The 26129-nt window shown below is 45.1% G+C and carries 30 protein-coding genes and 1 other RNA gene; 7 read left to right on the forward strand and 24 right to left on the reverse strand.

Translation table 11 applies throughout. From position 1 onward, the window contains the following. Window positions 1-41 precede the first annotated feature (41 nt). The 4 genes from HMPREF1139_RS09470 to HMPREF1139_RS09485 form a co-directional block, all read right to left on the reverse strand. Window positions 42-353, reverse strand: a complete 312-nt coding sequence (locus tag HMPREF1139_RS09470; RefSeq protein ID WP_009651377.1) for a rod-binding protein — start codon at window positions 351-353, stop codon at window positions 42-44. Then, window positions 353-1411, reverse strand: a complete 1059-nt coding sequence (locus tag HMPREF1139_RS09475; RefSeq protein WP_009651185.1) for a flagellar basal body P-ring protein FlgI — start codon at window positions 1409-1411, stop codon at window positions 353-355. The genes HMPREF1139_RS09470 and HMPREF1139_RS09475 overlap by 1 nt, the downstream gene beginning before the upstream one ends. An 85-nt stretch (window positions 1412-1496) precedes the next feature. Then, window positions 1497-2093 carry a 16S rRNA (guanine(966)-N(2))-methyltransferase RsmD gene (rsmD, locus tag HMPREF1139_RS09480; protein WP_009651314.1) on the reverse strand — a complete coding sequence of 199 codons (597 nt, stop codon included), beginning with the start codon at window positions 2091-2093 and terminating at the stop codon, window positions 1497-1499. Next, complete coding sequence (locus HMPREF1139_RS09485; RefSeq protein WP_009651224.1) at window positions 2090-2434, reverse strand: hypothetical protein; 345 nt, start codon at window positions 2432-2434, stop codon at window positions 2090-2092. The genes rsmD and HMPREF1139_RS09485 overlap by 4 nt, the downstream gene beginning before the upstream one ends. A 121-nt stretch (window positions 2435-2555) precedes the next feature. Here HMPREF1139_RS09485 and HMPREF1139_RS09490 point away from each other — a divergent pair, with 121 nt between their 5' ends. The 4 genes from HMPREF1139_RS09490 to HMPREF1139_RS09505 are packed head-to-tail and all read left to right on the forward strand — an operon-like array spanning window position 2556 to window position 5343. Beyond that, window positions 2556-2963 (forward strand): FlaG family protein, encoded by a 408-nt coding sequence (locus HMPREF1139_RS09490; protein ID WP_009651343.1) that lies wholly within the window; start codon window positions 2556-2558, stop codon window positions 2961-2963. Window position 2964: 1 nt separating this feature from the next. Continuing rightward, window positions 2965-4740 carry a flagellar filament capping protein FliD gene (gene fliD / locus HMPREF1139_RS09495; RefSeq protein ID WP_009651450.1) on the forward strand — a complete coding sequence of 592 codons (1776 nt, stop codon included), beginning with the start codon at window positions 2965-2967 and terminating at the stop codon, window positions 4738-4740. 11 nt (window positions 4741-4751) lie between these two features. Continuing rightward, the gene (gene fliS / locus HMPREF1139_RS09500; RefSeq protein ID WP_009651471.1) at window positions 4752-5123 is read left to right on the forward strand and encodes a flagellar export chaperone FliS; all 372 of its coding nucleotides are present in this window, start codon (window positions 4752-4754) and stop codon (window positions 5121-5123) included. Further along, complete coding sequence (locus HMPREF1139_RS09505) at window positions 5116-5343, forward strand: hypothetical protein (RefSeq protein WP_009651159.1); 228 nt, start codon at window positions 5116-5118, stop codon at window positions 5341-5343. The genes fliS and HMPREF1139_RS09505 overlap by 8 nt, the downstream gene beginning before the upstream one ends. On the opposite strand, the gene rnpB is transcribed toward HMPREF1139_RS09505, so the two are convergent. From rnpB to HMPREF1139_RS09515, 3 genes are all read right to left on the reverse strand, one after another. Then, window positions 5338-5656: RNase P RNA component class A (gene rnpB, locus HMPREF1139_RS11135), an RNA gene on the reverse strand. The two genes, HMPREF1139_RS09505 and rnpB, sit on opposite strands and share 6 nt — an antisense overlap. 182 nt (window positions 5657-5838) lie before the next feature. Next, on the reverse strand, window positions 5839-6963 hold the full coding sequence (gene truD, locus HMPREF1139_RS09510) for a tRNA pseudouridine(13) synthase TruD (protein ID WP_009651396.1): 1125 nt from the start codon (window positions 6961-6963) through the stop codon (window positions 5839-5841). Continuing rightward, a complete protein-coding gene (locus HMPREF1139_RS09515; RefSeq protein WP_009651104.1) occupies window positions 6941-7762 on the reverse strand; it encodes a thiamine-phosphate kinase in 822 nt (273 codons plus the stop codon). Before HMPREF1139_RS09515 ends, truD begins: the two co-directional genes overlap by 23 nt. Before the next feature lie 72 nt (window positions 7763-7834). Here HMPREF1139_RS09515 and HMPREF1139_RS09520 point away from each other — a divergent pair, with 72 nt between their 5' ends. Then, window positions 7835-8878, forward strand: coding sequence for an HdrB C-terminal domain-containing protein (locus HMPREF1139_RS09520; protein WP_034966527.1), 1044 nt, complete (start codon window positions 7835-7837; stop codon window positions 8876-8878). 318 nt (window positions 8879-9196) lie between these two features. Here the strand turns inward: HMPREF1139_RS09520 and HMPREF1139_RS11995 are convergent, their stop codons facing one another. Beyond that, window positions 9197-9325, reverse strand: a complete 129-nt coding sequence (locus HMPREF1139_RS11995; RefSeq protein WP_009651237.1) for a hypothetical protein — start codon at window positions 9323-9325, stop codon at window positions 9197-9199. Between the two features lie 6 nt (window positions 9326-9331). Then, complete coding sequence (locus HMPREF1139_RS09525) at window positions 9332-11140, reverse strand: menaquinone biosynthesis decarboxylase (protein WP_009651375.1); 1809 nt, start codon at window positions 11138-11140, stop codon at window positions 9332-9334. 61 nt (window positions 11141-11201) lie between these two features. On the opposite strand from HMPREF1139_RS09525, the gene HMPREF1139_RS09530 reads away from it, so the two are divergent. Continuing rightward, a complete protein-coding gene (locus HMPREF1139_RS09530; protein ID WP_009651175.1) occupies window positions 11202-12863 on the forward strand; it encodes a sulfatase-like hydrolase/transferase in 1662 nt (553 codons plus the stop codon). 2 nt (window positions 12864-12865) lie between these two features. Here HMPREF1139_RS09530 and HMPREF1139_RS11755 read toward each other — a convergent pair whose 3' ends face one another. The 11 genes from HMPREF1139_RS11755 to HMPREF1139_RS09580 all read right to left on the reverse strand — a co-directional run bounded on the left by HMPREF1139_RS11755 (window position 12866) and on the right by HMPREF1139_RS09580 (window position 20508). After that, complete coding sequence (locus HMPREF1139_RS11755; RefSeq protein WP_009651493.1) at window positions 12866-13297, reverse strand: hypothetical protein; 432 nt, start codon at window positions 13295-13297, stop codon at window positions 12866-12868. 144 nt (window positions 13298-13441) lie between these two features. Further along, entirely contained in the window at window positions 13442-13573 is a 132-nt protein-coding gene (locus tag HMPREF1139_RS12000; protein ID WP_009651208.1) for a hypothetical protein, read from the reverse strand. Continuing rightward, complete coding sequence (gene hemC, locus HMPREF1139_RS09540) at window positions 13570-14505, reverse strand: hydroxymethylbilane synthase (RefSeq protein WP_009651199.1); 936 nt, start codon at window positions 14503-14505, stop codon at window positions 13570-13572. The genes HMPREF1139_RS12000 and hemC overlap by 4 nt, the downstream gene beginning before the upstream one ends. Beyond that, window positions 14502-14936 (reverse strand): FxsA family protein, encoded by a 435-nt coding sequence (locus HMPREF1139_RS09545; RefSeq protein WP_009651459.1) that lies wholly within the window; start codon window positions 14934-14936, stop codon window positions 14502-14504. The genes hemC and HMPREF1139_RS09545 overlap by 4 nt, the downstream gene beginning before the upstream one ends. Continuing rightward, entirely contained in the window at window positions 14930-16633 is a 1704-nt protein-coding gene (locus HMPREF1139_RS09550; protein WP_009651386.1) for a proline--tRNA ligase, read from the reverse strand. Before HMPREF1139_RS09550 ends, HMPREF1139_RS09545 begins: the two co-directional genes overlap by 7 nt. Next, window positions 16623-17909, reverse strand: coding sequence for a glutamyl-tRNA reductase (gene hemA, locus HMPREF1139_RS09555; RefSeq protein ID WP_009651284.1), 1287 nt, complete (start codon window positions 17907-17909; stop codon window positions 16623-16625). The genes HMPREF1139_RS09550 and hemA overlap by 11 nt, the downstream gene beginning before the upstream one ends. Further along, window positions 17909-18802: a polyprenyl synthetase family protein gene (locus HMPREF1139_RS09560; protein WP_009651453.1), complete on the reverse strand. Its 894-nt coding sequence runs from the start codon at window positions 18800-18802 to the stop codon at window positions 17909-17911. The genes hemA and HMPREF1139_RS09560 overlap by 1 nt, the downstream gene beginning before the upstream one ends. Window positions 18803-18814: 12 nt before the next feature. After that, entirely contained in the window at window positions 18815-19240 is a 426-nt protein-coding gene (locus HMPREF1139_RS09565) for a hypothetical protein (RefSeq protein WP_009651443.1), read from the reverse strand. Continuing rightward, complete coding sequence (locus HMPREF1139_RS09570) at window positions 19233-19487, reverse strand: DUF2018 family protein (RefSeq protein ID WP_009651113.1); 255 nt, start codon at window positions 19485-19487, stop codon at window positions 19233-19235. The genes HMPREF1139_RS09565 and HMPREF1139_RS09570 overlap by 8 nt, the downstream gene beginning before the upstream one ends. A gap of 68 nt (window positions 19488-19555) precedes the next feature. After that, window positions 19556-20179, reverse strand: a complete 624-nt coding sequence (locus HMPREF1139_RS09575; protein ID WP_009651119.1) for an HAD family hydrolase — start codon at window positions 20177-20179, stop codon at window positions 19556-19558. After that, entirely contained in the window at window positions 20176-20508 is a 333-nt protein-coding gene (locus tag HMPREF1139_RS09580) for a hypothetical protein (RefSeq protein ID WP_009651424.1), read from the reverse strand. Before HMPREF1139_RS09580 ends, HMPREF1139_RS09575 begins: the two co-directional genes overlap by 4 nt. 85 nt (window positions 20509-20593) lie before the next feature. Between HMPREF1139_RS09580 and HMPREF1139_RS09585 the strand changes: the two genes are divergently transcribed. Then, entirely contained in the window at window positions 20594-21868 is a 1275-nt protein-coding gene (locus HMPREF1139_RS09585; protein WP_009651259.1) for an O-acetylhomoserine aminocarboxypropyltransferase/cysteine synthase family protein, read from the forward strand. A 40-nt stretch (window positions 21869-21908) separates the two neighbouring features. Here the strand turns inward: HMPREF1139_RS09585 and HMPREF1139_RS09590 are convergent, their stop codons facing one another. From HMPREF1139_RS09590 to HMPREF1139_RS09605, 4 genes are all read right to left on the reverse strand, one after another. Next, window positions 21909-23354 (reverse strand): potassium/proton antiporter, encoded by a 1446-nt coding sequence (locus HMPREF1139_RS09590; RefSeq protein WP_009651143.1) that lies wholly within the window; start codon window positions 23352-23354, stop codon window positions 21909-21911. Window positions 23355-23612: 258 nt separating this feature from the next. Next, window positions 23613-24050 (reverse strand): pyridoxal-5'-phosphate-dependent protein, encoded by a 438-nt coding sequence (locus tag HMPREF1139_RS09595; protein ID WP_009651416.1) that lies wholly within the window; start codon window positions 24048-24050, stop codon window positions 23613-23615. Continuing rightward, a complete protein-coding gene (locus HMPREF1139_RS09600; RefSeq protein ID WP_009651315.1) occupies window positions 24040-25317 on the reverse strand; it encodes an ArsS family sensor histidine kinase in 1278 nt (425 codons plus the stop codon). The genes HMPREF1139_RS09595 and HMPREF1139_RS09600 overlap by 11 nt, the downstream gene beginning before the upstream one ends. Next, window positions 25317-25997, reverse strand: coding sequence for a response regulator transcription factor (locus tag HMPREF1139_RS09605; protein WP_009651419.1), 681 nt, complete (start codon window positions 25995-25997; stop codon window positions 25317-25319). The genes HMPREF1139_RS09600 and HMPREF1139_RS09605 overlap by 1 nt, the downstream gene beginning before the upstream one ends. Window positions 25998-26129: the final 132 nt, after the last annotated feature.

The following is a 26129-nucleotide window of genomic DNA, read 5'->3' on the forward strand; positions in this document are numbered from 1 at the left end:
TAAAATATCTATGCCATTACATCGGCATAAAATGAAATTTCTTAAGAGTCTCGCTTTAAAAAATCGTATAAAAGCTGAGAAAATCCTAGCCCGCCACTCAGCGCTCGGCTCATCGTATCGTTATACATCGAGCGGTAAATATCCTCGCCGGCAGCCTTTGGAAAGAGCGAATTTTTATCATCCTCTTTAAGCGCGATGTCCAAAACCGCCTTTATCATAAACGCCTCAAACGCATCGGTCTGCTCTTTTAAAAGCTTATCTTGCTGCGTCTTGTTAAAATTTTGCTTTTTGGTTATGACGTCCGTGCCTAAGGCGTTATATGAGTTTAGCGCCATTTGATTATCTATTTGCATCAGATTATCTCCAGATCGACATGTATCGCGCCTACACGCTTTAAATTTTCAAGTATGGAAATGATATCCGTAGGCGTCGCTCCAAGCTTGTTCAAGGCTCTAGCTACGTTTGCCACCGTCGTTTTCTCGCCCGAAATTTTAAGCAGGTTCGTATTTGGAGCGATAGCCGTATCGCCGCCTATATCGACGTCGGTATCGTTTGGCTCGCGGTAGCTGTCAGGTTCTATTTTAAGAGTTATATTTCCGTGAGTCAAAACGACCGGGTCTACGACCGTATCGATGCCGCTTACGATAGTGCCGGTGCGCTCGTCTATCACGACTTTATCATCGGCTTTATAATCAACTTGCAGCTCCAATATCCCGCTCATCAGCTCTATGATGTCCGCTTCGTCGGGCTTTTTAACGACGATCGTCCTGGGGTCTATCGCCCTTGCCACATCATCGCCTATGTTTGCGTTGATGGCGTTTTGAACATCCATAGCGGTTTTAAAATTCGTATTTTTGAGGCTTAAATTTATAGTGTTTTGATTGTAAATATCGTAAATCACCTCACGCTCGACTAAAGCGCCTCCCGGGATCGAGCCTGCGGTCACGTGATTGCCCCCCGAGCCCGCTCTACCGGCACTCTTGCCGCCTATACTGAGCGATCCTTGCGCGAGGGCGTATATATCGCCGTCCACGCCCTTAAGCGGCGTCATCAAAAGTGTGCCACCCTGCAAGCTCTTAGCATCGCCGATAGATGAGATCACGACATCGATCTTGTCGCCATGTCTCGCAAATGCAGGCAGCTTCGCCGTTACCATGACGGCTGCGGTATTTTTTGATTTGATATCGTCGGGATTTATCTTTACGTTCACGCTTTGAAGCATATTTGAGATCGACTGGATCGTAAATTTAGATGTAGAGCCGTCTCCCGTGCCGTTTAGTCCGACGACCAGACCATAGCCGATGAGCTGATTGTCACGCACGCCAACGACGCTAGCTATATCTTTTATTTGCGCGGCAAATGCACCGCTTGAAAGCAAGGAAGCCACAACCAAAGATAAAATTTTATTCATCATTTTTCCTAAAATTTAGCTATTTATGGCTTTTAAAGCAAAAAACGTTCCAAAGTAAATTTAAATTTTAAACACTCAAGCATAACTAAAATTTATCAGCGAGCTTATCGTTATAAATAAAATAAGAAAGCGTGGTAGCACCGAATTTTTTTGATTTTAAAAGGGTGAAATTTGCGATCTTGTCACTAAATTTAAAGCTGCTGGCATGCTCGAACACTATCATGAAAATTTTATCTTTCTTAAGGTCCGCTATAAGCTTACTAAGTGCGTCATAGACGCCATTAAAACCATCTCTCGTATCAAATGGCGGATCCAAGTAGAGCAAGACCGGTTTTGTTTGAGAATTTACGATATCAGCTAAAATTTCAAAGCTATCGCCGTTTATGGCTCGTAAATTTAGCTCATCTACGCTCGCCATATTTTTTGCCGTGAGCTTAAAGGCAACCCTATCTTTTTCGATGGCTATCGCGCTATCTGCGCCGTTACTTAGCGCTTCACACGCCATCACCGCACTCCCACCAAAGCCTTCGATGAAAATTTTGCCCGCGAGCTCATCTCTAAGCGTATCAAAAAACGAGCCCTTCACGATATTTTTCGTGCTTCTAGTGGTGCTAAGGCTTGGAAGCTCCAGCTTTTTACCTTTAAATTTCCCGCTTGAAATAGCGGTGAAAATTTTGCTCAAGCTCGTGACCTTATCAGCTCGATAAGCTCTTTTTTAAAGCTATCCACAAGCTCGCCGATACGCTCTTCCAGGCTTACTTCGCTTTTAGCGTCGTCAAAATTTGGCTGCTTTATCTGAATGGCCGAGTAAAATTCTTCAAACGTGTTTAAAAGCGTTTGCCTACTAAACGGCACGCTAAGATATGGCGAATCATCGCTGATGAGAAACAGCGGCTTTTGCGTATTTATATGCCTATCGGAAACGACAAAGTCACAGTCCTTGTGATGAGCGGCTTCATTTTTACAAAACAAAAGCAATGTTTTTTGCAGCAAAATACACTCGCATTCAAATGAAATTTTCATATCTTTCCTTCAAAATTTGGTATCATTCTAACTAAAATTTATAGAAATTTGCATTAAATAGCTAAAGGAATTTTAAAAAAATCCGATGTAGAGGCAAATAGAAGTTTTAAGGAGTAAAACTATGGAAATTTTCAAGGCGGCTGCGAATCAAGCGATGAACGCGAACATAAATCCGTCGCAGCAAAATCAAATAGAAACTAGACAGATCGAGCACACGGACATCGAAGAAAACGTCACTGCCAATAAAAAATCAAAACTTGAAGATGCACTTGACAAGGAGCTTGACGGACTCAGCAATGAAGAGCTCGCCAAAAGGACTAAAGAAGTGACCGATAAGCTGAATTTCCAAATGGAGCAGCTCGATACGAACGTGAGATTTGCCTACAACGATACGCTAAATTTGATGGTCGTTCAGGTAAAAGACGCAAAAACAGGCGACTTAGTGACACAGCTACCAAGCAAACAAGCGATAAAAATAAGCGAATATTTCAAAGAGAGTATCGGCATACTCTTTGACAAGGAGAGTTAAGATGGCAGTCGGAAGCATAACAAATTTAGGATTTGGTACAAACAACAGCGCACTAAACGACGAGCTCGTAAATAAGCTAAAAAAGGCCGACGAAGAGGCTCAAATAAAGCCTATAACAAGCCGCATAGAAAAAAACGAGATAAGACAAAAAGACTTGGCTGCGTTAAAAACTCTCGTCAGCAACGTCAATGTCAGTGCAAAGTCGCTAGCAAGCGAGACTTTGTATCTAAAAAGGCAAGTAAGCTCCACTGGAACGGCCGCTAGCATAACGGCTGCAAGCGGTGTCAGCATACAAAGCTTTGATCTTGATGTCAAGCAAGTAGCTCAAAGAGATACTTATCAAAGCTCGAAATTTTATAGCTCTACAAGCTTGCTCGGCCTCACACAAAACGGCTCTTTCGACGTTGAAATAAACGGAAATAAATACTCTATCGGAGTCACTAAATCAACGACATATCAAGATATTGTGGATAAGATAAACGAAGTCAGCGGCGGGAATTTACAAGCTCGTATCCTAAACGTAGGCGGAAGCAACCCTTATCAAATAATGCTTCAATCAGCCGACACGGGAGCTACTCAAACGATAAAATTTTCAAACGACACGGCCGGAGTTTTAGAAAAGCTGGGCTGGGACAGCAACCAAATACCGGTGACCGACGATAGCGGCAACCCGGTATACAACAGCGACGGTACGCAAAAATTTACGTCGAATTTAGAAAAAAACAAGCTTATGTCGGCGCAAGATGCGATCTTTAACTACAACGGCGTAAATGTAACGCGCACCAAAAATACGATCGACGATCTGCGCCCAGGCGTCACTATCACCCTAAAAGAGGCCGGAAAGTCATCTTTTAGCATCGGTCAAGACACTACCGACGTTGCAAAGGCTGTGGAAGAATTTATCAAAGACTACAACCTGATGGTAACAAATTTAGGTATAGCGACAAACTACGATGAGGAAAAGGGCTCGGGCTCTTTTCAGGGAAGAAGCGAGATAACGAGTATCCGCTCAACCGTCAGTCGCCTAGTCACCGGACAAAACGACGAAGGCAAAGCTTTAAGTAAATTCGGCATAATTACCGACAAAGACGGTAAATTGATGCTTGATGATAAGAATACACTAAGCAAAGCTCTAAGCTCAAATCTCGAAGAGGTGCAAAAGTTTTTCATGGGCTCAAGCAAGATCGAGCCGATAAGCTACATGGGCGTAAATAAAGTCGCCGGCGGGCAGCTAGACATTAAAACGGGTGATCTCTCTATAAACGGCAAAGCCGTGAAATTTCAAACCGCAGTAGGATCGACTGCCGCACAAAACGCTCTAGCGCTTCAACAAGCCATAAATAGCGCCGGTATAGAGGGAGTAAGCGCTAGCCTCGATAGTAGCGGCGAGAGGATAGTGCTAAAGCGAAGTGACGGTCAAAATATCGAGATCAAAGGCGATGCCTCGGCTCTAAATCAGCTTGGTATGAGCACGGCTACCGTAAATGCAGTGACGACTAAGACGGCCGGACTTTTTACAAATTTGAGCTCAAAGCTAGAAGATATCGTCGGTATAGACAATAGAAAAGACGGCACATTGACCGTTTTAGCTAAACAGCTCAAAGAAGAAGGCGAGTCTTTGACAACAGACAAAGAAAACACTCAAAAGCTGCTAGATGAAAAATATAACACGATGAAAGATAGATTTATCAAATATAACTCCATTATCGCAAATTTAGAAAATCAATTTTCTACGCTAAAGCAGATGATCGAGCAAGAAATGAATAGCAAAAAATAAGAAAGAGATAGATGAAATCAGCAGCATATAATGCATACGCTCAGTCAAGCTTCGGGGGCATCGAGTCCCCGACTAAGCTCATCGAAATGCTTTACGACGGAATTTTAAAATTTATATTTCGCACGAAAAAGGCCATAGAGGTCGGCGATATAGAGAAAAAAGTTTATTATATAAATCGCGCCAATGCGATATTCGTAGAGCTTTTAAATTCGCTTGATTACAGCCAAGGAGATGTAGCTCACTACCTAAGCGGACTCTACGCGAGGCAGATGCAGCTTCTAGCCATGGCAAACATAAACAACGACATGAACGCACTAAATGAAGTGACAAACGTGGTAAAACAGCTCTCCGAGGCCTGGAGAGAGGTGACCGCAGATGAATGAGTGGATCAAAGATCTGAAGCTAGCCTTGCTAAACGAAGACCTTGACGCCATCACAGCCCTTTCGGATAAATTTAACGAGAGCGACTTTAAAAATTTAGAGGATATGCAAGAGGCGCAAGCCCTGATAGCTCAAGCCAGATCGTTTTTTGAAAGCAAATCCTCTCACATCCAAGCAGAGCTTTCAAAGCTACAAAAAGCTCAAAAATACATAAAAAATTAAGGCACGGCGATAAGCCGAGTTCTGTCGTGAGTGATCATTTATCTACTCTAAATTTTACAATTTAGCTCTAGCGAAGGGTTTAAATATAAGACTAAAACCGTCCCCTCTTGCTGCAAGTTGGGTTTATAAAGCCGCGCGAGTTGCCAAGCGCGCTGGTGGGCTCTTGCCCCGCCGTTTCACCTTTACCGCGTTTAGCGGCAGTTTGCTTTCTGTTACACTTTCCCTTAGGTTGCCCTAGCCATCCGTTAGATGGAACTTTGTCTTATCGCAGCTCGGACTTTCCTCTTTTTCAAGCGATCACTTGCCGTGCCGAGGCAATTATAGCGAAAATTTGGAGGATTTTAAAAATATTCAAGACAGATTGCAATTGGTTTGTTTGAAATTTTACTCTGCGAATAAGCGGACTGGTCGTCCGTGATTGAAAGCAGAGTAAAATTTCAAACAAAATCCTCCGAGCTTGGGAATTAAAATTTAAAATCAGTCATTTACGGGGAATCACTCAAAGATATTTTTATGTAAAATCTCTTCTAACACCACCGTCGCATACGACCCCTTTTGCAGTGTAAAGCTCATCGTAAAATGCGCCTTTTCAGGGATATATTTATACTCCACGTTTTCAAGATAGCTCCACGCAAAACGCCGCGAGCCACTCATTTTGGCGTTAAATTCGCGCGCCTGACTAAAAATCTCATCCTCGATCACGCGCGCCGTGCGGGTCGCTTCGTAGGCCTTTGCTCCCACGATGAGCCCGCAGCTCGTGATGTCACGGCGGGCAAATCTCGCCAGCTCCGCGTCCAAATCCTCGCACAAAAAGCACTTGCCATGCGGATAATGCCCTAAAACTTCGCCCGCGATCAGCTTAAAAAACTGCCTTTGCGCCTTTAAGCTTTTTAGCTCCTCGCGCGGGATAAATTTATAAATTTCAGCTAACTCAGCGAGACTAAAATCCTGCGCAAAGCGTGAAATTTCAATACGTTTGCTAAGCCAGCGGTTAAAAAGCTCGCTTTGATACGCCGAGATCAAAAACTCGCTCATTTTTGGATTTTTCAGCCGCTTGCCATTTAGCGTGCCCGATTTTAGCAGCTCTTGCCCGCTCGCGGCGTTATCACCAAATTTACCAAATCTCTGATAGCCAAAATAGTTCGCAAAGCCCGACGCATCAAGCGTTTTGATCGCCTCCTCCAGCTTTACCGCCTCGCTTGGCATGACCTTTTTTAAGCGGATGAAAAAGTTATTTGCGCGCAGATGCCCGACGCGAAGCTTATTTTCATGCGCGACGGTGCTTAGAATTTTTATCTTTTCGTGGCTGAAATTTGCCAAATTCGCCTCAAATTTACGCGGTATCGAGACAAACTGCGTCGTCATGCCCTGCTTGTCTTTTAGCCCCGCGTAGCCAAATTCGCGTAGCTTCACGCCAGTAGCGTCGCTAAGCGCGCGTAGCGCCTCCTGCGTTGTCATGTCCTTTTTGGCAATCTCGATGATTAGGTGCTCGCCCTGCCCACTAAAACTGTAAAGTGGTAGCTCGCGCACGACGAAGTCGTCGGCATTTTTGCTAAAATGCGCGTTTATCGGCGCGTGCGTGAGCGTGTAAAGCGGCTTAAAAATGGTGTCCTCTTGCATGATTTTTGTATCTTCCTTTTGTGATTTTTCCTATCAAATTTAGCCTGACGCGGGCTTTTTTGGCTTCGTTTTTGACGCGAGCGGCGTGACGCGGACTAAAAGTAAATAAAATTTCATACTCCTCGCCGCTTTTTAGCTGCATTTGGCTAAATTTTTGGCTAAATTTCACTCCGCACTCACTAGCCGCACAAAGCTTGGCTAGATCCGCCCCCAGCCCGTCAGAGACGTCCATCGCGGCGTTTATAAATTTTGCCGCTGCGTAAAAAAATCTCTCTCTTAGCACGGGCTTTACAAAGCGCGAATTCGCCCCGAGTTGCCCGCCATTTTGCAGCGCGCGAAGCCCTTTTAGACTGCCTCCGAGCCACCCCGTGTGAGCCACGATGTCACCCTTTTTCGCACCGCTTCGACGCACAGCCTTGCCCGCGAGCTCGCCCACGATAGTGACGCTTAAATTTAGCGCGTCAGAGCCGATCGTATCGCCGCCGATGACCTGCACACTAAACTCATCGCAAGCCTTTTTTATACCGCGCGTGAGTCCCGTTATTTGCGCGCGCGTGAAATTTCGCGGCAAAGACAGCCCAAGCAGCGCAAATTTTGGTCTTGCATTCATCACGACGCAGTCGGAGAAATTTACGATCATCGCCTTATAGCCGATCTGCTCTAAATTTAGCCAGCCCAGCTTAAAGTGAGAATTTTGCGCAAACAAATCCTTGCTAAACACCTGCCGACCGATGGCCGCACCGTCATCGCCGATAAATTTGCTATCAAAGCATCCGATCGTGAAATTTTCTTTATCCATTTGACGATTATATTAAATTTGGTTTTAAATTTAAAGCAAAAACCGCTAAAATTAGCCAAAAAAGGAGCGCTCATGCTTGAAGTCAGGATTTTTAGATTTGACGCGAAACACGACGTTTTAAGATATTATAAACCGTATTTTTTTGATAAACCGAGCTTTAAAACGCCTGAAATTTTGCTAAAGGAGGTCAAAAAGCAAGATCCGTTTTTTGAGTGCGGCAAGAGTTCGCATATCAAAATAAACGGTGTCGTAGTGCCGATAGATTGGGATTTTGATGATATCTTGAGACGTTTTGGCGACAAGCTCACGATCGAGCCGCTTAGCACAAAGCGGGCCGTCAAGGATCTGGCGATAGACGATGGCGACTTTTGGGACAAATTTAAGCCGTTCGCCAAATTTTGCGATGCAAGCGACAAGGCGGCATACGCGCAGCTCGCACCATATTTTTACGCCGATTTTATCAAGGACTACGAGAGCGGATTTGTGGGAGCTAGCGCGATAATGTTGGCCAAAATCCTATGCGAAAAATACCCGCAAAAAAAAGATGAAATTTTACAGCTTGTCGCGGATAAAAAGACGGGCGTCTGGATAGCGCGAAATTTGAGCGATTTTATAGTGCATGGTAGCGAAATTTACGATACGGCGGTAGAGTTTGCAAGCTCAAATTTAAAGCAGCCAAAATGTGAGAGAAAGGCTCTAGCATCAGAGCCCGACACGGGCAAAATTTTAGATATGAGGCACGATTTTAACGGGTTTAAAATAGCCTTTACAGGAGAGATCTCACCCGAGCTAAAAAAGCTAAAAACTAAATTTATAAAGCCACAAAGCGCGAATCTACCGTGCGGGTTTGATGTGTTGGGGCTAAATGACGAGCTAGCTTACAAGCTGGCAAGTAAAATTTTATTCGAGGCGTTTGATAGCGGGGCGGACTTTTTACTGGCCCTAAACGAGGCGCAATTTTATATGTTTGATACTCTTAGTGCAAAGCTATCGAAATTTTGCGGAAGAGATTTGGACGGATTTTATATACTTAGACAAAGCGAGCTGATAGCGCTAGCAAACGGCGATACGCCTCAAAGCCTAAGCGAGCATAGGCTAAAAGTCGGGCTGGTTTGAGATAGAATTTAGGGCTTACGGACACTAAAAATCAAAATGTTCTGTTCTGACAAAGTATTGATTTTCGACTTTCAAAGCAAGAGAATGCGAATAGCATCCCTGCAAAAACCTTGCTGGCGAGCTTATTGCCGCCGATTTTCAGAGAAACCGTAGGCTGTGAGTGCGGTCTGCTTGTAGTTGCGAGCACAACGAAGCGTCTTGAAAAGCTGCGAGCAACACGAAGCAGAAAAAATCATGCTATATGTTCGGCTATTCGCTCCGTGCAAACACTGTTCGCATCTGCCATCTTTCGCACACATCGCAAGTGCCACTCATTTTTTACTTTTCGCTCGCATTGTAATGCTGACCACATTTACTTCTGTTCGCATTTTTCGCCCACACATCAAACGCTATTCGCGTCCGCCATTTTTCGCTCGCATCGAAAATGCTGTTCGCATTTACTTTCATGCTCGCTCATCCAAAAATCTCAAATTTTTCAAAAATGCTAGGCTCGTCCGCTACGATACCGCGCCTAACGAGGCTTTCCACGACTTCGCGGGTGCAGTCGGTTTGCTGCGGCCACTCGCGCGTGTAGCCGTCGCGCGCGTCCTTGCTCGTGGCGTCGATGCAGATTTGCTCGCCGTTTATGTAGATGTCGCGCAGCGCGTCGATGTTATTTGCCACGCGCCAAAGCAGCATATACGGGTTTTCGAGGCGATTTTCCAGCCCAAGGACGACGAGCAGTTTAAAGTGCGCTTTAAATTTAAGCAGGCTCTCAAAAAGCTCGCGCACCACGACATTTTTATCAAATTTAACCACGCAAATAGGGCATTTGCTCGCGCGCGCAAACTGCGCCAGCTCGCTCACGCCGCCATTTACGCTTTTAAATTTAGCCAGCAGCGCGGCGTCATCCAGCCTTTCGATCTCGCCCACGCTAAAATCCTGTGTCGCATCCACGCCAAGCTTGCCACCAAAGCACGAATTTGGGCTAGCGTGATCGAGCTGATCGCACACGCCTTCACTTATTAAAAGCGATCTCGCCCCCAAGCGGTCAAGCACGAATTTTGCGAGCGTCCCATAGTCTGTGAGCTTTGGCGCGTCAGAGCCGACAAAAACGGCATGCTTGACAAAGCTCATCTGCCCCACGCCCCAAAATGCGTGCATCGCCTGCTTTGCGTGCGCGGGGTAAAGCGCGCTAATTTTAGCAAGGATGAGGTTGTGAAAAACGCCGTTTTCAGGCATGTTGTAGTCGATTAGCTCTGGCACTGTCGTTTGCAAAAGCGGCAGGAAAATGCGCTCGGTCGCCCAGCCCATGTATTTGTCTTCAAGCGGCGGTTTGCCAACGACCGTGGCGTGGAAAATCGGGCTTTGCTTGTGCGTGATCGCAGTCACCTCCATCACCGGAAAGGGCTCAATAGGCGTGTAAAAGCCCGTATGATCGCCAAAAGGCCCTTCAAGCTCGAGCCGCTCGGTATCCACGAAGCCCTCTATCACGTAGTCGGCGTCGTGCGGGACGTAAATTTCATTCGTCAGCGACTTCACTAGGGGGGCGGGGCTTTTGCGCACAAAGCCGTAAAGTAGCAGCTCAAATACGCCCTTTGGCAGCGGTGCTTGAGCGCACCAGATATAGAGCGGATCGCCGCCGATCGCGACTGATACGGGCATCTTGCGTCCGGCACGCTTGTATTCGCCGAAGAAATTCGCCCCGTCCTTGTGGATCTGCCAGTGCATGCCAAGGCGGTTTTTGCCGTAAATTTGCAAGCGATACATGCCGAGATTTTGAAGCTCACCGTCCAGGCTCTGCGTATAGACCTGCCCCATCGTGATGAACGCCCCGCCGTCCTTTTCCCACGTTTTTAGCGCGGGAAGGTCGCGTAGATCGACATTTTCGCCAAAGTGCGAGACCTGCTGGCACTCGCCGCGCTCTTTTAGACGGCGGACGAAAATTTTACGCATCGAGAAAAGATAGTTTAGAAAATTTAGCTTTTCGGTGAAATTTTTTGGCTTTTTAGGCTTTAAAAGAGCTGAAATTTCGCTCGCTACAGCATCCGGCGTAGTGCCAAAGATGAGCTCTAATGCGCGCTTTGAGCCGTAGATGTTTGTCAGCACCGGCGGGAATTTTCGCCCCGTTTCGCGGCTGATGGCATTTGTAAAAAGCAGCGCCTGCGAATTCGCGCGCTTGACCTCGATGTAGCTGGCATGCGCGATTTCAAGGTCGATGTCGATCTCCTCTTTTACCTCGCGAAGTAGCCCGTTATCTTTTAAAAGCTTGATGTAGTCCATTAATTTTCCTTAAATTTGTGCTATTATAGCAAAAATTTTTACGGCTTCTTGGGGGTAATTTATGAAAAAAGGATACGTTTCTTACGCATTTACCGCAATATTTTTCATAGTATCTATGATATTTATATTTAACTACAAACAAACATACTTCGGGTTAGTTTTTGGGCTCATTCAATTCGCCTTTTTCTTTTTTTTAATGTTTTTTATAAGTGGACAGTGGTTAAGAAGTCTAAATTTTGCATCCATAGTAATGTTTATTTTATTTATGATAAATAGGCTTAGTTTGTATTTTTACAGGAAAACTCTATTTGCAAATGATTTTTTAGTATATTTCAATTATGAAAATTGGGACATTTTGACTGATTTCAAAGAGATATTTCTAGCCGTTTTTGCAATGTTGATCATGATTGGCTTTGGAGTTTTTGCATATTCAAGACACAAAAGATCAAATTTTAAATTTAGGCTGACCGGTCTATTTATAGCAATAGCTCTAGTCTTGATAAATACAAAACTAGCAAATACAGATAGCGTAAAAAACGCTTGGATTAAAACATTTCCAGAACTAAAGGCTACATATATGAATCTTTCTATGACGATAGGAGATAGCGCCAGCCTTAAATATAATAGTCCATCATTTGCAAACTCTTATCAACTATTTCAAGATAAGCTAAATTTAATCTCTGACTACAATGGTTCAAATTTAAAGCCAAATTTAGTTTTATGGCTTCAAGAAAGTACCATAGACGCGTCTTTTTACAAAGGTGAGCTGGCGCAACCGGATATGTTTAAGGGGGATTTTAAATTTAAAACTTTAAATAGAGTGCATACTTTTGGCGGCAGAACATGGAAGTCAGAATTTGAAGTACTCACAGGGCTAAGCCCGGATGAGTTTAATGAAAATTCGTCTTTGATATTCCAATATGCCGCACCGCACATTAAATATTCTTTGCCTAAAATTCTAAAAGAGCAAGGCTATTACACTATTGCCTTAAACCCTTATCCTGGAAGTGCGTATAACTCAAAAAATGCTTATAAAAATTTCGGTATAGACGAATATGTCCATCCAAGCGAACTACAATGCGAAGGTGCTGGCAATAAGATAAAAAAACTAAAACACATCACGTCTTTGCAAATGGGGAAATGTGCACAAAAAGTCTTTGAAAAATATAAAGATAAACAGCCGCTTTTTATATATATGCTTACGATAAACGAGCACGCACCATACGATAGAGCTGATAAAATCGAGTTTAATCTTGATAAATTTTACAAAAAACCTCAGGCTTTAAAATTAACCGATTATTACAAAAGGCAACTTGAGCTTAGTAAAGCAACGACGGATTTTGATAGCTTTATGCAAAGTACCGATAGACCTTATATATTCGCTTATTTTGGCGATCACCAAGGAAATATGGGTCTTAGCGAAAATGATGTAAGATTAAATTTTAACGATCCACTTGTAATAACTGGATTTTATGTAAAAGGTAGTCCTGACATAGAGTCTATAAAGAGTGACTTCAACGAGCTTGGCGAGTTATCTTTAATGCCTAGTGTGTTATTAGAACTCATGCAAATAAGACCGAATGAATTTTTTAAAGCACATTATGCAATGAGGAAAATTTGTGGCAATGTCGATGACTGTAAAGATAAAGAGCTCGTAAAAAGCTACAAAAGTTATCTTTATGATTATTTAAAAGATGCTAGCGAAAATTTAGAAAATAAATAAAATTAAGTCGTCTTAAAAAGATACCACTTCGGCGAGATCTGCTCGATCATTATGTATTCGTGCGGGCTCATTTTAGGCAGTTTGGATGGCTCGTCCGCACGCATGAAACCCACAGTATTATCAGCCACGCCGCCGATCGTCAGGATAAAAATTTCATTTTGAAATTCAGCACTCGTAAAATGCAGCTCGCTTAAAATTTGCTCCGCTTTCGCCCCCTCGCCTGCACTTTTTGCCTGAAAAATGGTTTCAAATTTATCCAAATTTTGCCTCCCAAACGCGACCAGCTCGCTATCCCTTGCTATCATCAGTCTGATCTGCCCTATATCAATAATCCGCCTATCCACCTCGCTTGCCCTGTCGTAGCTACGCGCGATTTGCTTTGGGATTTGCATGAGCGCCAGCACTCTAACGGCGTAAATTTTCTCATCTCTCACGAAAAAATAAAGATCGAACCAGTCGTCTTTCTGCTCAATGCTAGCGCGGATGACTTTGTATTCGTCGCTTTCATCTTGGCTCTCGCCGATGCCTAGCGAGGATACGCCTTTAAGCGTGACATCCTTGCCAACTGAAAATTTTCGCTATTTCATCTCGCCTGCAAAATGAGCAGTTTTATTAAAATTTGGATCTGTAAAAAGCTGTTTAATAAGCTCGGTGTTTGAGCCGGCGAAGGCAAAATTTAGCGCCGCAAAAAGCGCGAGCAAAAATTTCATAAATTCGCCATTTCCTCGGCGCGTTTTAAAAGCTCTTTTGCCCCGCGAGCGATAAATTCGCGCGCAAGCTCCTTGCCAACGCTCTCAAACTCGCTCTTTTTGGCGGTTAAATTCTCAGTGATGACTTCGCTCCCGTCAGGCAGCCCCACGATCGCATTTATCTCGATCTCTTCACCCGCTAGCCTTGCGTTTATGCCGATAGGCACTTGACATCCGCCCTCTAAAAGCGTGACGAAATCGCGCTCCACACGCGTTTCGATAACCGATCTTTCATCGTTTAAAAATTTGATCTTTTCTAGGATTTGGGCGTCATCTACCGCCTCGACCCCAAGCGCCCCCTGCCCCATCGCCGGCGTCATCTGCGCGATGTCAAACGGATAAATATGCGCAACCTCGTCAGCTAAATTTAAGCGATTTATGCCCGCCATTGCAAGGATGATCGCATCAAATTCGCCCTCTTTTAGCTTGCGTAGCCTTGTTTGCACGTTACCGCGAAGCGAGATGATGTTTAGATCAGGACGCATCCTTAGAAGCTGCATCTTGCGACGCAGGCTCGTCGTGCCGACCTTTGCGCCCTGTGGCAGATCGTCAAATTTGGTGTAACGCTCGCTGATCATCGCGTCTCGCACGTCTTCGCGCGAGCAGATCGCTGCCAACACGAGCCCGTCAGGAAATGCGACCGGCACGTCTTTTAGGCTATGTACTGCGATGTGCGTCTGCCCGCTTAGCATGCTATCTTCGAGCTCTTTTGTGAAAAGCCCCTTGCCGCCGATCTTTGCAAGCGGCGTGTCAAGGATCACGTCGCCTTTGGTTTTCATCCCTACCAGCTCGACTTCCAGCCCGCTATGCTGCGCCATCAGCCGTGCCTTGATATGCTCGCTTTGCCAGAGTGCGAGCACGCTTTTTCTCGTTGCGATTTTTAAAATTTTCATCTTTTATCCTCTATATCTTGCTTCTCTTCGATGACTTCAACGTCGATGATATCGCTATTTTCGCTGCTATTTGCGCTTTGATAATACCTATACGAGTTAAAATTCTCGCCAGCTCTATCCTCACCGCCTCTAAATTTAGCAAAAAGCGCCAAAACTACGACGATCGCTCCGATAAAATCCGTCAAAACACCCGGTAAAAATAGAAAAAATCCGCCTATCGCCATCCCGAGCGCACCGAAGATATCGCTTGGCTTTACAAAAGCCATCCTCGAGGTTATTTCGAAAAATCCCACACGAAACATCAAAAATAACCCCAAGATCCCGCTTATGATGACCTCCGAGACAAAGCCTAAGAAGCCGTATCGATGCACGAAAAAGTAAAGGCAGATGAGCTCGGCGATGACGTAAGGTGTCCAAAGTAGCTTTAGCATAGCTTTTCTTTTAAAACGCTCAAAATTTCATCTTTTTTGACGACTTCTTTTACGAGTCCGTCCCGCGTGATCAGCTCTACTTCGCCGTTTTCCAGACCTTTGCCGACGATGATGGCATACGGAAAGCCCAATAGCTCGAAATCATTCATCTTCACGCCAAAGCGTTCGTTCCTGTCATCAAGTAGCACGCAAAGCCCTAAATTTCGTAAATTTTCATAAAGCTTAGTCGCAAATTTGACGCCCGCCTCATCCTTTAAATTTGAGATGACGATCTCGCACTCAAATGGCGTGCACTCCTTTTTCCACACACAGCCTCGATCATCGTGGCTAGCCTCTACCATCACGGCTATGAGGCGGCTCACACCGATGCCGTAGCAGCCCATCAAAAACGGCATGGCCTTGCCGTTCTCGTCTAAAAATGTCGCGCCCATCGCGCTTGAGTACTTATATCCCAGCTGAAAGATGTGCCCGACCTCGATACCCTTGCTAAGCTCCAGTTTGCCGCCGCATTTAGGGCAGATATCGCCCGCTTGGACGCTGACTAGATCCTTAAAGCGCTCGTCGTTAAAGCTCGAGACGCTCACGCCGACGAAGTGATAGTCTTTTTCGTTCGCGCCGCATATCATCTGCGTCTGGCCCTTTAGCTCGTTATCTATGTAAAAATCGACGCCGCTAAGCCCCACAGGCCCGCAAAAGCCTGCCACCAGCCCGGCCGCGGCGACCTCGTCCTCGCTCGCATCTACAAGCTCGAGCGCCCCGCAAGCATTTTGCGCCTTGGTCTCTTGCAGCTCGTCGTTGCCGCGAACGAAAAATGCCACGATCTTTTGCGTATCCTCGTAGATCGCCTTTTTGATGACGGCCTTTATCGTATAAAACTCATCGACCTTGAAAAATTCCGCCACCGCCTTTATCGTTTTGGCGTCCGGAGTGTAAAATTTAGCCGCGTCGGCTTGAGGCGCAGGAGCGTCGCTAGTCTTTTTCGCACGTTTTGCAGCCTCGACATTTGCGGCGTATTTACAGCTATCGCAGCAAAGTATATCGTCCTCGCCGTTTTTGGCAAGCACCATAAATTCCTTGCTCCCGCTGCCACCGATCGCTCCGCTGTCAGCCTCAACGGCTCTAAAATTTAGCCCCAAACGAGTGAAAATTTTAGAATACGTCGCCTCCATCAGGTCGAATTCTCGCTTCATATCAGCTTCGTTCGCATGAAAGCTATATGCGTCTTTCATCGTAAATTCGCGCCCTCTAAGCAGCCCGAAGCGCGGCCTGGCCTCATCTCTAAATTTCGTATTTATCTGATAGATATTTAGCGGAAGCTGCTTGTAGCTAGTGACCTTGCCCTGCACGAGCGCGACTGCGGCCTCTTCGTTCGTCGGGCTTAGCACGAAGTCGTTTTCTTTTCTGTCTTTAAAACGCAAAAGCTCCTTACCAAAGACGTTAAAGCGCCCGCTTTGCTTCCAAAGCTCGCCCGAAGTCACCACACTAAAGCTCACCTCAAGCGCTCCAGCCGCGTCCATCTCCTCTTTTACGACCTTTGTTATCTTATCAAGCATCATCTTGCCAAGCGGCAAGAAGTTGTAAAGCCCCGAGCCGATCTGTTCTACGAAGCCGCCACGCACTAAAAATATATGGCTTGGTAGGCTCGCGTCTTTGGGGGCTTCCTTGGTCGTCGGTGCGTAAAATTTGCTAAATCTCATCTATATCCTTCGTTAAATTTTCTAAATTTTCCTCTTTTATATCAAATAAAAATTTTATCCCGCCGGCGATCTGCTCGGCGTCGTTCTTGCTCGCGAGGCTCTTTAAATTTATCGTAGGCGAGTGCAAGAACGCCTTGAAAACTTGATGTATGAGCTTTGCGGCCTCTTCTTTGTCGCTGTGTTTCAAATATCCCTTTTTAAGCGCCTTTTCTAGCTCCGCCTCAGCGCAAATTTCAGCCTTTTTGCGTATCGTTTTTATGAGCGGTATGCTGATGTTGTCTTTTAAAAATTTCAAAAATTCATTCGTGCTTTGTCCTACGATCGAGTATGCCGTCTGCGCCTGCTCCTCTCTAAGAGCGAGGTTCCTACGCACCATCTCCTCCAGGCTATCGACCGAATAAACACTGATCTTATCGGTATTTACCAGATCGATGTCCCTAGGCACGGCGATGTCAAAAAAGTAACGGCGAAATTCCTGTGGCTCTATGAGCTCGCCCGTGATGATCGCGTGCGGCGCGGAGGTGCTGGAAAATATGAGGTCGTATTTGTTGATGTATTCTTTTAGTTTTAGGATGCTGTCCCAGCTAGCCTTGTCGCCTAAATTTTCGACCAGCTCCTCGACGTGGTCGCTACTTCTATTGATGATGATGACGTTAGCGCCGCTTGTTATGAGGTGCTTTGCAGCCAGCTCGCCCATCTCGCCAGCGCCTATGACGACGGCGGTCTTGTTTTCAAGAGTGCCGAAAATTTCCTTTGCCTTCGCGACCGCGACGCTTGAAACGGAGATAGGATTTTTTGAAATTTGCGTTTCGTTTCGTACCCTGGCCGCGCATTTACAAGCGTAATGCACCAAACGGCTGATATGCTCGCCGCTTGAAGCGTTATCAAAGGCAAATTTAAATGCGTTCTTTAGCTGTCCTACGATCTGTGTCTCACCCACGACCAGGCTATCAAGCGAGCTGGCTACCGCAAAAAGGTGATGCACCGCACCGCTATCCTCGTAGATGTCTGCACGCTCGAAAAGCTCGTCCTCAAAAACGCCAGAATATACCGTCAGACACCTTATGATGTGCGTCATCGCGCTTTTTATATCGTTTGTATACGCCAGCACCTCGACGCGGTTACAAGTACTAAGCACCATGCACTCTATGATATTTTTGCTTGATTTTAGCAGTCTTAATATCTGATCTTTTTTCTCGTCGCTATCAAAGGCGAGCTTCTCACGAACGGAGATATCGGTATTTTTATAAGTAAAGCTGATATTTAAATAATGCATCAAAATTCCCTGTCTATCATGCTTTTTATGATCTCTTCAAGCTCTTTGTTTTTGTATCCTTTTATCGCGACGAGGGCATCCTCGCAAAGAGCTTTGGCCTCGTTTATAGATCTTTGCACGCAGTCAAATTTAGCGAAATTCCGCGTCAGCCACGAGCTTTGCTCCTCGCTCATGTCCCTTGCATGAAGCGATCTTAGACGCTTTTTGCCCTTCTCGTCCAAGGCTTCATAAAGATAAATATAAGGAAGCGTCGTCTTGCCCTCTTTAAAGTCGTTCATAGCGGGCTTTCCAAGCGTATCGGCGCTTTGCGTGATGTCTAGCACATCGTCTATTATCTGAAAGGCTAGACCTAAATTTTTACCGTAAATTCTAAATTTCGTCTCGTCTAGCCCTGCCAAAATAGCGCCGCAAGCAGCGGTCGCCTCGATCAAAACAGCTGTTTTATAGTAGATCATATCCATATATTTTTGTTTATCGTCGTTGAAATTTTCGCTTAGATCCACATCCATCAGCTCGCCTATGCTTAGCTTACTGACGGCCTCAGAGACTAGGCGCGCGATATTAGGTGAGAATTTTGCAAGCTCGAAAAAGCCCTTGGAGTAAAAGATATCTCCTAGCATGATGGAATTTTTAGTGCCAAAAAGCGCGTTTATGCTAGGCTTACCGCGTCTCGTGTCAGCATCGTCTATCACGTCATCATGCAGCAAGCTGGCAAGGTGTATGAGCTCGATGATCGCACAAAGCCTGAGCGTCTCGTCACTGGTGCCGGCTATCTTTAAAAGCAGCTTTGAGCGTAGCTTTTTACCGGAATTTACGCTTAAAAACATCTTTAAAGCCGGCTCATAGCCAAGCTCTTTTATAAATTCCATCATTATTTCATTGATCTTGTCCATATCTTACCTCATCTATTTTTTCGGATCTACGAATTCCACGTCTATACGTTTGCTTTCATCAAGGATATTCACGCTAAAAAATGCCGTGCGGTTTTCAAATTTCACAAACGAGAGATAAAGCGTCACGCTTTCATTAGGCGGCATCGTAAAGTCGGGCAAAACGCGTTGCATATAGGTATCTTGCCCGTGTCTTAGCGACATCACCATTTGTCTTGGATAGCGCCTGAAAAAGCTTTGCACCGTGATATTGGTGCTGTCAAACAGCGTCCAGCGAAAGTCGAAAACATCTCTTTTTTGTGTCGCCTTTTCTGTTATGAAAACCCTGCCCCACTCGTCTTTTTTAAGCTCAAATGTGTGAGTTTGGCTCGGATCGAAATTTGGCGCCGCACCAAAAGCCAAAGCCGCAAAAAGAAAAAAAATAGCTGAAATTTTACTCATTTTGACTCAAAATTTCCCCGCTAAGCCCAATATAGACGTCATTTAGTCCGTTATAAATTTTATCCGCTTCTCTAGCCATAAAATTTTGTAAATAAGCCTCATCAAAGCCGTTTTCATCGCAAATCTCACGCATAGCGACGAAAATCTCAAAAATTTTATCAAGCTCGTTTGACACGACCGCTCTATCGGCATGAAACAAAATATCGTAAAATTTATCTCTTGCGCTTCCCTCGAAAATCCCGTCCATTCGGCCGCCTTATACAAAATTTTTTAATTATAACTAAATAAAGCTAAATAAAATTTAATCCATACCGGCTAAAATTTCGAGATTATCTCCCACGCTCGCTTCATATCCTGAGCGTTGAAAGTCGCGCTCGGGCTTGGCTTTCCAAAGCCCCAGCTTACCTGCAGATACGCCATTTTGGCATTTTTTGCGGCAAGCTCGTCTTTCATGCTATCGCCCACGAACATCGCTTTTTTGGCGTTCGTGCGCTCACAAGCGATATGAAGCATCGTAGGATCTGGCTTTTGCGGGATGTCCTTACCAGCGCCGATGACCTCGTCGAAAAAATGTAAAATTTCATTTTTCTTTAAGATAGCTTCGAGCGTATTTTGCGGAGCGTTGCTGGCTAGAACGACCTTGAAATTTTCATCTTTACATCGGCCCAAAAGCTCGCTCACGCCATCGTAGCAAACGGCATAAAGATCGTAATAAGCCTTAAATTTCTCCTCAAAGCCCTCTTTTAGCCCGGCAAAGGGCTTATCGATATTATAAAAATCAAGCGATAAATTCCTGCCCGGCTCGTTTATCGCTTTTACTATAAAGTCCGTCTGCAGCGGCTCTAGGCCCATATTTGCCCTGATGTCGTTCACAGTTTTTTCTATCGCCACGCCGCTATTTATGATCGTGCCGTCCATGTCAAAGATTATCGTTTTCAATGCTCGTCCTTAAATTTATTTTTATGCTTTTCTTTTTTGTAGTTTTTAGAATTTTTAAGCTTGTCAAGGGCGTTTGCGCTACGCAAAAGCTCATCTCGCGGCGTGTTTGCGATCAGTAAATTTATAAAATTTTCAAGCGCTTTGGTATATGGCTGATCAAGATACACGGGCTCTATCTTGGCGATGATCTGAGCGTTTTTAGCCACCCTATCCGCAAAAGCCGCCTCATCAAAATCATCGCGCTTTAGGCCGTTTATGGCTGATTTTGCAAATTTTTCAAGCGCCCTTAAATATCTCACGCGCTTAAATTTATCGTCCGCTGCGCTCATTTTAGCTCCGTTTTTTGTGAAATTATATCAAATTTCAAAATTTTAAATGTATAATTCGCATTATCAAATTTCATAAGGAGCGAAAATGAAGCAAGAGACGCTGGCGATCCACGCGGGATACGATACGAATTCAGGCTTTGGCACGATGGCCGTGCCGATATTTCAGAGTACGGCTTACGACTTTGGCAGCGCGCAGACTGCCGCAGCGAGGTTTAATCTAACAGATAGCGGACACATCTACACAAGGCTTGGCAATCCGACGACCGATGTGTTTGAAACTCGCGTGGCGGCCCTTGAGGACGGGGCGGCGGCGATCGCCACTGCCAGCGGCCAGGCGGCGCTTTTTTACAGCATCGTAAATATCGCCAGTGCGGGCGATAACATCATCATCGCAAAGAAAATTTACGGCGGCACGACGGTGCTTTTTACTCACAGTCTAAAGCGCTTTGGCATAGAGGCTAAAATATTTGACAGCGATACGGCGGACGATCTTGAAAATTTGATAAACGAACGCACGAGGGCGATATTTTTCGAGACGCTCTCAAATCCGCAAATTTCCATCCCAAATATCGAAAAGATCGTCTCCATAGCCAACAAGCACGGTGTCATAACGATAGCTGACAACACAGTGCCAACGCCGATACTCATACAGCCTTTTAAGCACGGCGTAGACGTCGTGGTGCATAGCGCGAGCAAATATATGAGCGGTCAGGGACTCAGCCTCGGTGGCGTCGTGGTCGCAGCCAAACACCTAAACGACAAGATAAAAGGCAACGCTAGATATGAGCATTTTAACGTCCCCGATCCCAGCTACCACGATATCCTTTACACTGATATGGCGGATAAATTTGACATCTACACGCTAAGGATGAGGCTAGCGGTCGTCAGAGACATCGGTGCGGTGATATCGCCCTTTAACTCGTGGCAGCTCATACAAGGGCTCGAGACGCTTAGCATACGCATGCAAAAGCATTCGCAAAACGCCCTTGAGATCGCTAAATTTTTAGATTCGCATAAATTTATAAAAAGCGTGGCGTATCCTGGACTGCCAAGCAACGTAGATCACAAAAAGGCGCAAAAATACTTCAAAAACGCCATGTCAAGCGGGCTGTTTTGCTTTGAGACCGATAGCTTCGAGCGCGCTCAAAAGCTACTAAGCAAGGTGAAGTTATTTAAGATCGTCGTGAATATAGGCGATACGAAGTCGCTTATCACACATCCGGCCAGCACCACTCACCATCAGCTCACAGCCGAGGAGCTAAAAAAGGCCGGCATCAGCAAAGAGCTGATAAGAATCAGTGTCGGGCTCGAGGACACGGAGGATCTCATAGCCGATCTAGCTCAAGCTTTAGAGGATTGAAATTTGGGGACGGCGCTCCCTTAAATTTCACCCGACCCGCCTACGCCATGAAGCTTTTTATCGTCTCTTGATACAAGGCGTGATTTTCACACTGCACGAGCAGCAGATCTCCGTCGTCAAACACGGTAGAGCCGGTCGGCTTGATGTATTCGTTTTTGCGTTTTACAAGAAGTATCAAAAAATCAGCCGGCAGCTCCAGCTCGGCCAGGTTTTTACCTATGAGCTTCGAGCCAAAATGAATGGTATGCTGACGCAAAGCATACGTGAGTATCGGGGAATTTTTCACCTTTGCCGGCTCCTGGGCCTCCTCCTCGTCCTTGACCTTAAATTTATCCGCCGCATAGCTAAGCGACATGCCCTGCGTGAAAATAGAAATCATGACCATGAAAAACACGATGTTGAAAATGATGTTTGCATTTGGGATCTGGTCCACATAAGTATAGGTCGCAAGCACGATAGGTACGACTCCTCGAAGCCCGACCCACGAGATGAAAAGCTTGTCGTTTAGGCTAAATTTAGAAAAAAGCAAGGAGGCGAATACGCCAAGAGGCCTTGCTATAAACATCAGCCAAAGTGCGAGCACGAAAGCCATGAGCGCTATGCTAGGCAGCTGTGACGGGAAAACCAGCAGCCCAAGCGTCAAAAATACGACTATTTGCATCGCCCACGCTATGCCGTCGTGAAAGCCGATCAAATTCTTTTTATGCACGAATTCTTTTTTATTGATGAAAATTCCCGCTATATACACGGCCAAGTAGCCGTTACCGCCGATCTTGAAACAAAGCGTGTATAAAAGCAGTATCCAAGCCATGGAAAAGACCGGATACAAACCCCAGCTCTTTAGCCTGAGCCTATTAAAGATAGCCGGCAGCATCACGCCAAAAACATAGCCCATAGCGATACCCACGCCAAACTGCATTATAAGCGAGCTAAACCACTCATAAGCCGACGGGACCGTGCTTAGCGAGATCATCTGGATGATACTCATCGTTAAAAAGATCGCCATAGGATCGTTCGAGCCAGACTCCAGCTCCAAAAGCGGAGCGATGTTATTTTTAAGCGAAATTTTCTTTGCACGGAGTATGGCAAACACCGCCGCAGCGTCGGTAGATGAGATGATAGCACCCAGCAAAAGTGCCTCCAGCCAGCCAAAGCCTAGTAAAATTTTAGCTATCGGTGCGATGGCTAGTGCAGTGAGCACCACGCCCACGGTAGCCAGCATGAGCCCTCGCCCAAATATCGGCTTTATCGCGGCAAAATCAGTATCCAACCCGCCCGCATAAAGGATAAAAATAAGCGCCAGCATACCGACGTTTTGAGCGATGAATTGATTGTCGAAATTTACACCAAGCAGCCCGTCAGAGCCTGCCAGCATACCCACGCCGAGAAACACTATGAGAGAAGGGATACCGAATTTATCGGAAATTTTACTTAGCAAGATGCTAGTTATCAGCAAGATCGCAAAAAATAAAAGAAAATTTTCCATCCGCCCTCCCTTTTGTGTCTATAAAATTTGGCTCTGTTATAGTAAAGTATTGATATCTGCTTCGCTTCTGCTATGCAGTCGCAAACGAAGTGAAGCAAAAACCTTGCTCGCTCCGCAAAGCGCCGAACATGTAGCACGATTTTTGCGGTCAGTCTTACGACTTCCCTAAAAATCGGCGGCGATAAGCTCGCTAGCAAGGTTTGACTTCGCTTTTGTAAAAGTTAAAACGATGCTTTGTTGGAACAGAGCCTAAAATTTTCAAATAATGTCCTCGAACGCCTCGAATTTATCGTTTGCAAGCAAGGTGTCGAGTAAAATTTCGTAGCTATCTTTGATCTCGTCTTGAAACCTCGTAAGAAGCGCCCTGGCGTCCTTTGCATCTTGCGGATAGCTCACCACAAGATCGATCGGCTTAGCGCCTAAAAACTCCTGTATCCCGCCTAAAAGCACCGACGCGCCCTCTTTATCGGTGCCGTAAAGCACGGCGATGTAATGCTCGCCTTCTCTTATCACGACATCGGTTTGTCTTAAAATTTTCTCGAAAATTTCGCCGTATTCGTTGCTATTTGGGAGGCAAAAATATATTAAAGAGATGCTTTTCGCGCCGCTTTTATCGCCGCCAAAACGCTCGATCATAGAAATTTCAAGCTCTAAAAGCGGCAAAATGTCCGCCTGTGAAAAAATTTTAGCCGCCATTTTGTTCCCTTTTTGCATCGTGATTTTGTGTAACTATTATATCTTTTAAATTCTCAAACATGAATATATTAAGCCCGTTTTTGTATTCGTATCCTAGCTTTAGCCCGTGCGACTCAAGGATGTTGCTAACGATATAAAGCCCAAGTCCGAAGCTCTTTTGAGCGTTCTCACCTTTGATGAACGGCTGGATGTAAAAGCTAAGGTCATTTTTCAGCCGTTCGCCGTTTGTGATAAATTTTATATGCTCGTTTGAAACGACGATATTTACGTGCTTGTCGGTAGAGTATTTGATGCCGTTATCTATCATATTTTTTATCGCGATAGCAAAAAGTTTAAAATCAACCATCAGCTTGACCTCATCGATCTCGCTCACATTTACCTGACCTTTTTCTATCATCGCTATATCAAGCGCTTCGTCTATGAGGTCTTGCACCAGGCAAGAGGTTTTGTTGCTAAGAGCGATCTTGGATGTAGTCTGCTCGATAGCCGCGAGCTCGTTTATCAGGCTTTCTAGCTTGTGAAATACCGATATGAGCCGCTCCTGGTTCTTGCCCCGCTCTATCATCTGCGCGGCGATGAGTCCCTTTGTGATAGGCGTTTTTAGCTCGTGCATGATATTTCGTAAGAAAAGATGACGCGAGTCATTGAGCGCCTTTATCTGGGAAACAGCGTCATAAAATGCCTGCGAGACCTCTGAAATTTCATCGTTTCCTCGGCTCACGTTCCTCACCGCGTCAAGCTCTCCGTTTGCAAATTTATCTATCTGGCGCTTTAGCCTGCGAAGCGGCTTTATCTTATAGATCACAAATATATACGCGCCCAGCAAAATGATCGCAACTACGATAAATACGGCCTTTATGACCTCATAGCGATAAGGCTGGAATTCCTTATCCATAAGCAGCTTGATCTCGTCAAGATGCTGTATTTTGAGGTAATGATGCTTGTTATAAAGCAGTATCGCGCTCGAGCCTATGTCGTCCGAGACCTCCTCTATGACGCTGGCCTTGGCTAAAATTTCATCTTTTTTGGCTTCGTTTGAAATTTCAGGCATATCGATATTTTTAAGCTGCCTGTCGTATTCGTCTTTGTCGATTATGCCGCCCATGTAAAAAAGATTTGTCCGTGCGACGTTGGAGTACTTCGTATTAAGCTCTCTGGTGTAGTTTTGTTTGTCATATCCCATCAACCACAAAAACGCCAAAAATATCGAAACTAGCGCCAAGGCGAAGATAAAGGTTATCGTGATGAATACTGATGAGCGCGGCATTATAATACTAACTTATAGCCGATACCGCGTATAGCGTGGATGTAACGCGGCTCTTTTGGGTTTTCCCCGAGTTTTGAGCGGATCCTGCCGATGATGACGTCGATACTTTTGTTCGAGCTGTCCTCGTTTATGCTCTCACAGTTATAGATGAGCTCCTCACGCGTGACGGCGCCGCTTTCTTTTTGTAAGAGATATTTTAGTATGTCATACTCGGCAGCCGTTAAATTTAGCGGTGCACCCTTGAAATATATCTCATGCTCGTAGTCTTTTAAAACGATATCTTTTTGCTGATTTTGCACGCTCTCATCGCTCGCGCTCACGCTTTGACGGCGCAAATGGCTTTTGATACGAGCTAAGAGCTCCTGCGGGTCATAAGGCTTTGGCAGATAGTCGTCCGCTCCGTTGTCAAGTGCATTTACTTTATCGGTTATATCGTGTCTGGCGCTTGATATGATGATAGGGATGTTGTGATTTTTTCTTATCTCTTTGCAAACCTCGAGCCCATCGATCCCCGGTAGCGTGAGATCTAGTATGACAAGGTCGAATTCTCCTGTATTTAGCGTGGATAGCCCGATATAAGGCTCCTCTGCGGTAGTTACTTTGATATCGTAGTTTTCCAGATATTCGGTCAAAATTTCGGCTAGTTCCATATCGTCTTCTATCATTAAAATTTTTATCATAGCTCGTCCTAAAAAATTATTTGAAAAATTATATCATCTCTTTTAAATTTAGCCAAGAAAAAGACGAAACACGAACGCTAAATTTAGCGTATCGAAATAACACTCAAAATTTAAACGATAAAATGCTAATGA

Origin of the sequence: Campylobacter sp. FOBRC14 (assembly GCF_000287855.1) — a bacterium.
Taxonomy (GTDB): Bacteria; Campylobacterota; Campylobacteria; order Campylobacterales; family Campylobacteraceae; genus Campylobacter_A; species Campylobacter_A curvus.